Origin of the sequence: uncultured Algibacter sp. (genome assembly GCF_905480415.1) — a bacterium.
In the GTDB taxonomy this organism is placed as follows: domain Bacteria; phylum Bacteroidota; class Bacteroidia; order Flavobacteriales; family Flavobacteriaceae; genus Algibacter_B.
In genome coordinates this window covers 1-6172 of record NZ_CAJQQI010000106.1, presented here as the reverse complement: position 1 = coordinate 6172, position 6172 = coordinate 1, and the positions used below count along the sequence as shown (strand labels likewise).

Sequence of the window (6172 nt, the reverse complement as noted above, 5' to 3'; positions counted from 1 at the left end):
TGTGAAATTAAGAAGTTTTTATATAAAATGATAACTTAGCTATAATTATCTTTATGTAAATTTTATAACATGAACACAGATTTAATTTTTAACGATACCAAAATTGCTTTTTCATTAAAGACAGACTCTGAATTAGAGCGTGCATATTTCTTATTTAAAATGATTTCTATAGAACCCTTAGTTCGTATTGGGACTGCTGCTACTAATTTTGCTATTAAAGCGCATTTACCAATTGAAGGCTTAATTCGTTCTACGGTTTTTGATCATTTTTGTGGTGGTGTCAATGAAGAAGATTGTTTATCTGTAATAGATAACATGTATCAAAAAGGGGTGAGTTCTGTTTTAGATTATTCTGTTGAAGGCAAAGAAAGCGAAAACGAGTTTGATGCTGCCAGGGATAAAATTTTGAAAATAATTGATTTTGCAAAAGAAATTGACGCTATACCCATTGCAGTATTTAAACCAAGTGGTTTTGGACGTTATTATTTATATGAAAAAATAAGTAGTGGAGATGCTTTAAGCAAAAATGAGGAAGCCGAGTGGTCTAGAGTTTTAGAACGCTATGATGCTGTTTGTGAAAAAGCTAAGGCTAATGATGTTGCGGTTTTAATTGATGCGGAAGAAAGTTGGATGCAAGATGCTTGTGATGCCCTTATTACCAATTTAATGATTATTTATAATACAGAAAAACCGATAGTTTACAACACATTACAAATGTATAGACATGATAGGCTGGCATTCTTAGAACAGGAACATGAAAAAGCTAAAAAAGGAAATTATTTTCTAGGGTTTAAGTTGGTGCGTGGCGCTTATCTGGAAAAGGAAAATGAAAGAGCTGAAGAAAAAGGTTATAAATCACCTATATGTGATAGTAAATTTGAAACAGACCAGAATTTTAATAATGGAGTGCATTATATGATGGACCATTTAGATTGTATGTCCTTGTTTGCTGGGACCCACAATGAAGATAGTTCTTATCTTTTAATGAATTTAATGAATGAAAAAAAATTACTCAACAATGACCCGCGTATTTGGTTTGGTCAACTATATGGTATGAGTGATCATATTAGTTTTAATCTGGCTAATAAAGGTTATAATGTTGCAAAGTACGTGCCCTTTGGACCCGTAAAGGATGTTATGCCTTATTTGATTAGACGCGCGGAAGAAAATACATCGGTAGCTGGACAAACAGGAAGAGAATTAGCGTTAATTAAAAAAGAGAAAAAACGCAGAAAATAAAGTCTTTATCAATAAGATATAATGGCGTAAAATAGATTTTAGTGTATTTCTATTTGGTAATCACTTTAACAATAGTAAGTCCGATAAGTTTCAGATCAAAAAAGAAATTTTGCTTACTGATATACGCCTTATTATATTTCAACTTATCTGGAATAATTGTTTTGATAAAAAAGGCTTCAGGGTCTTTGGCCGCTTTTAAAAGTTCAACTTCGTTTCTATATTTTAAAGAGGCTAAACCTGTAATACCGGGGCGCACTTCAAATATTTTCATATCATCATCATTATAAAAATTGACATAATAACGCAGTTCTGGTCTGGGTCCAACGAAACTCATATCCCCTTTAAGGATATTAATAAGTTGCGGAAATTCATCTATGTTATAACGCCTTAAGACATAACCAATTTTGGTTATCCTTGAATCATTATTCCCAAGAGTTAATAATCCTTTTTTATTGGACTGCACGCTCATGGTTCTAAATTTAAATATATTAAAGTCTTTATTGTTTTTTCCAACCCGACCTTGAATAAAGAGTATTGGTCCTTTTGAGTCTAATTTTATTAGAATAGAAATTAATAGTAAGATTGGAAAGAGTAGCATTATTCCAATTACCGAGAAAACAACATCAAAGAGTCGTTTTAACATTTTTAATTGTAAATTTTAAGGTTTAAAACAGTTGCTATACTATCACAATTTTCAACAGTTAAAGTAACCTCGTTATTATTGTGAATACCCTCTACAGCATAAACACTGCAGGGTTCTTGCCTTGGTTGACTATTAGAAAAATTAATATCCCCTTTTTTTAGAATATAGTCTATACCCGCAGAATCAATAGTTTTGTTGTCTAAAAAGGTAGAAATATCTTGGCTATAAATGAGTTGTTTTGAGTTAATATTTTTTAAAACTCGAGAATCCGGACCATAACTACAAGATGTTTTTTTGCCACTTAAGAAGAAAGCAAGAATGACTAATCCTATGGAAAAACCTCCAAGATAATAACCAATGCGTTGAATAAGTGTCATTTAAAGTGTTTAGGGTTTTGGGTATAATGAAAAGCCAATTAAAATATTAGCAAATTCACATCGTTGTATTTTAAATCGAACCATTCACCAACGGGTTTACTGGTTAAAATACCGTGGTAAAAATACAATCCATTTTTTAAACCCTTGTCAAATCTTAAAGAATTTTCTATTCCACCGTCTTCTGCAATTTTAAGCAAATAAGGCGTGAAAATATTACTAATTGAAACTGTCGCTGTCCGTGGGTATCTAGCAGGAATATTAGGAACACAATAATGCACTACATTATGCTTTACATATGTTGGATGTTTGTGCGATGTAACTTCACTAGTTTCAAAGCATCCACCCATATCGATACTAACATCAATAATAATAGCGCCTTTTTTCATAGACTGCACCAAGCCTTCAGAAACTACAATTGGAGCTCTGTTCGTACCTCTTACGGCTCCAATAACAACATCGCAGCGTTTTAATGCTTTCAGTAAATTTTTAGGTTGAATGGTTGATGTGAAAAGCGGGCGTCCTAATTGAGATTGAATACGTCTTAATTTTGTTATTGAATTATCAAATACCTTAACGCCAGCACCAAGACCTAAAGCACTTCTCGCTGCAAATTCACCAACGGTGCCTGCGCCTAAAATAACAACCTCTATTGGAGGTACACCACTTATATTACCAAACATTAAACCATTACCACTTTTTGAATCAGAAAGTAATTCTGAGGCGATTAATACAGATGCCGTACCAGCAATTTCACTTAGCGATCTTACAGCAGGGTAACTACCATCTGTATCTCGAATAAACTCAAAGGCTAGTGCCGTGATTCTTTTTGATGCTAAAGCTTCAAAATATTTCTTAGTTTGAGTTTTAAGCTGTAACGCAGAAATTAAAATAGTTTGTGGGTTCAAAAGCTTTATTTGATCTAGAGTAGGGGGTTCCACTTTTAAAATCATTGGGCACGAAAATACTTTGGCCGTATCTTTTGTAATTTCAGCTCCAGATTCACTATAATCTTTATCGCTAAAATTTGCGCCATTCCCAGCACCAGATTCTATTAAAACCCGATGACCATTATTTACCAAAGCATAAACAGCATCTGGCGTTAAGCAAATACGCTTTTCTTGAAACGCAGTTTCTTTTGGAATACCTATGAATAACTCTCCTTTTTTCTTATAAATTTCAAGCGTTTCTTCTTGTGGTAAAAGCTGCTGTTTAGTAAAAGGCGAAAGTGGTTGGTTCGACATGGATTAGATCAAATTATTAAATCTCAAATTACAAATAAATTTTTTTAATTAGAAAATAATATGAAAAAATAATTGTTTTCACATTCTAAACATATAATTGCTCTGCAACCATTACTTTTGTGAGAAAAAATAACCACATTACTTCCTTTTTAAAGGCGAAAATTTATTATTATAACTTTGTTTCAGTAATTTAGCGTATGCTTAGAAAATTGTTATCCTGTGTTATTTTTTTATATACCTCGTTTTGTTTTTCGCAAGAATTTAGTATTAGTGGCACTGTAAATGATTCAAGCACTAAATCTATAGCATACGCCAATGTTGTGCTAGTTAGTAAAGCAAATTCAGAAATCACAAAAGGGACAATCACTGATGATTTTGGTACTTTCAAAATTGAAAATATTAACAAAGGCGATTACACAATTACATTAAGTTTTTTAGGATTTGAAGACTATTCAAAAGCAATAGCGCTTAATCAAAATATTGATTTAGGAATCATTATTCTCAAAGAAAGTGTGCAAGAACTTGACGGCGTAACCATTGTAGCCAAAAGACCAACTGTAAAAAGAATGGTTGACAGATTAGTTTTTAATGTTGAAAACTCAACACTTTCAAATAATAATGTGTTAGATGTTTTAAAACATACGCCTGGTGTTTTGGTAAATAATGAGAAAATTACAGTGAAGCAATCTATGCCAACCATTTATATTAATGATAGACGGGTGCATTTATCTTCCAATGAGATACAACAACTTCTGGAAGGTACTTCGGCAAGTAATATTAAGTCTATTGAAGTAATTACGAATCCTCCGGCTAAATATGAAGCAGAAGGCGGTTCGGTTTTAAACATTATAACTAGTAAAAATATTATTGCTGGGTATAACGGTAGTATTTTTGGTACGTATAAGCAAGGAAGTCAATTTCCAAAATATGCTTTTGGTACGAGCCATTTTTTTAAAGCTAAAAAACTCAATACATATTTGAATTATAGTATAAGTCCAAGAAAGGACTTTCGAAATAATGATGAGTTTGTTAATTTTATTGACAATGATCAAGTAACCTCCAGTTGGGAAACTGATTTTAGAAGAACTAGAGAAACAGCAAATCAAAATATAAATGCGAATATTGATTATGAGTTAGATAAAAATAATAGTTTAGGGTTTTCAACAAATATGCTTATATCTCCCAGAGTAAACTCTAAAACCAATGGAAATTCTGTAACAGATGTTTTTGGTAGCAATAAAGTTTTAGACTCAACATTTATTACAGATAACCGAAAAGTTGATGAAACGCTTAATCTTGCTTTTACATTAGATTATATACACAAATTTAAAAAAGAAGGTGAAACACTTTTAATAAGTGCGCATCATACTAATTATGATTTTTCTAGCTTCCAGAATGTGGATACGGATTATCTGTTTCCAGATGAGTCACTCATAAGAACTAATAAGTTTCAAACATTTTCAAGTCAAAAAATAAAACTGTATACAGGGCAATTAGACTATGAGTTGCCAATAAACGACTCAGGGCAATTCGAAGCTGGAGGAAAAATATCAAATATAAACTCTAAGAGTATTTTAACTCAGTATACTTTTGAAAACGATATTAGGAAACAGGATCTTCAGAATTCAGATACTTTTTTGTATGATGAAACTAATTATGCAGTATACGCTAGTTACTCAAAAGATTGGAAAAAGTGGAATTTAAAAACAGGGCTTCGATTGGAGTATACGGATGTTAAAGGAAATTCATTGTCAGTGAATCAAATTAATAATAATAATTATGTGAAGTTTTTTCCTTCTTTCTATTTATTACATAGAGTAAATAATAATAATGAAATCTATCTTAATTATAACAAACGTATTTATCGCCCAAGATATAGTCAATTGAATCCGTTCAAATATTTTTTAAATGATAATACTTTTATGACAGGAGACCCGAATTTACAGCCTCAAATTGATGATCAATTTATTTTCGGGTATACTTTTAACCAAGATTATACTTTTGAATTATATTACAGGCACGAAAATGACCCCACTTTGCAATATTTTTATCAAGATAATAGCAACAATAAATTAGTATATCAATTCACAAATACTGATGAATCAATTTCTTATGGTTTAGATTTTACAACTTATGTATCCCTGAATGATTTTTGGAATTTATATGTTTTATCATCAATGTATTATTATAAAACTAATTTCATTCCAATTGAAGGCGGTACTGTGGCGTTTTCCGGAGATAAATGGACTTTTTATTCTGACATCATAAACTATTTCACTTTATTAAAAGACAAAAGCTTAGTAGCAGATTTAACTTTTAATTACAAGTCTCCAATAAACGATGGTCCAACTGACACTAGTTTTATATCAAGTTTAGATATTAATTTAAGAAAAATGTTTTGGAATAATAGGGCTTCTTTTAATATAGGAATGTTGGATATATTCAATACACAAAATTTTAATACGACCACCAAGTATCTAAATCAAGACATTTTCTCAAGATTTCAATCTGAAAATAGAATGTTAGTCTTTGGATTTAATTATAAATTCGGGAATTTTAGATTAAAAAACAACAAAAAAATTATCGATTTAATGGAAAGAGATAGGTTAGGAGCTAATAACTAAAAATAGCCTTTTACTTTGCCCCAAAAGTTTTTAGGTGATATTTTGAAC

General features: G+C 31.1%; 5 protein-coding genes. 2 read left to right on the top strand and 3 right to left on the bottom strand.

Annotated elements, in window-relative coordinates; translation table 11 throughout:
* The first annotated feature begins 69 nt into the window (after positions 1–69).
* A complete protein-coding gene (locus QZ260_RS07485) occupies positions 70–1239 on the top strand; it encodes a proline dehydrogenase family protein (RefSeq protein ID WP_295984617.1) in 1170 nt (389 codons plus the stop codon).
* Positions 1240–1288: 49 nt separating this feature from the next.
* Here QZ260_RS07485 and QZ260_RS07480 read toward each other — a convergent pair whose 3' ends face one another.
* The 3 genes from QZ260_RS07480 to QZ260_RS07470 are packed head-to-tail and all read right to left on the bottom strand — an operon-like array spanning position 1289 to position 3500.
* Positions 1289–1882 carry a sugar transferase gene (locus QZ260_RS07480; RefSeq protein WP_295984614.1) on the bottom strand — a complete coding sequence of 198 codons (594 nt, stop codon included), beginning with the start codon at positions 1880–1882 and terminating at the stop codon, positions 1289–1291.
* Between the two features lie 2 nt (positions 1883–1884).
* On the bottom strand, positions 1885–2259 hold the full coding sequence (locus QZ260_RS07475; protein WP_295984613.1) for a hypothetical protein: 375 nt from the start codon (positions 2257–2259) through the stop codon (positions 1885–1887).
* Between the two features lie 38 nt (positions 2260–2297).
* Positions 2298–3500: an alanine dehydrogenase gene (locus QZ260_RS07470; protein ID WP_295984610.1), complete on the bottom strand. Its 1203-nt coding sequence runs from the start codon at positions 3498–3500 to the stop codon at positions 2298–2300.
* Positions 3501–3697: 197 nt separating this feature from the next.
* On the opposite strand from QZ260_RS07470, the gene QZ260_RS07465 reads away from it, so the two are divergent.
* The gene (locus QZ260_RS07465; protein WP_295984608.1) at positions 3698–6124 is read left to right on the top strand and encodes an outer membrane beta-barrel family protein; all 2427 of its coding nucleotides are present in this window, start codon (positions 3698–3700) and stop codon (positions 6122–6124) included.
* The last annotated feature ends 48 nt before the right edge of the window (positions 6125–6172 follow it).

What these genes read in the sequence shown, in the direction of transcription:
- QZ260_RS07485 (WP_295984617.1), top strand. Translation starts at nt 70, where the DNA reads ATGAACACAGATTTAATTTTTAACGATACCAAAATTGCTTTTTCATTA.
- QZ260_RS07480 (WP_295984614.1), bottom strand. Translation starts at nt 1,882, where the DNA reads ATGTTAAAACGACTCTTTGATGTTGTTTTCTCGGTAATTGGAATAATG.
- QZ260_RS07475 (WP_295984613.1), bottom strand. Translation starts at nt 2,259, where the DNA reads ATGACACTTATTCAACGCATTGGTTATTATCTTGGAGGTTTTTCCATA.
- QZ260_RS07470 (WP_295984610.1), bottom strand. Translation starts at nt 3,500, where the DNA reads ATGTCGAACCAACCACTTTCGCCTTTTACTAAACAGCAGCTTTTACCA.
- QZ260_RS07465 (WP_295984608.1), top strand. Translation starts at nt 3,698, where the DNA reads ATGCTTAGAAAATTGTTATCCTGTGTTATTTTTTTATATACCTCGTTT.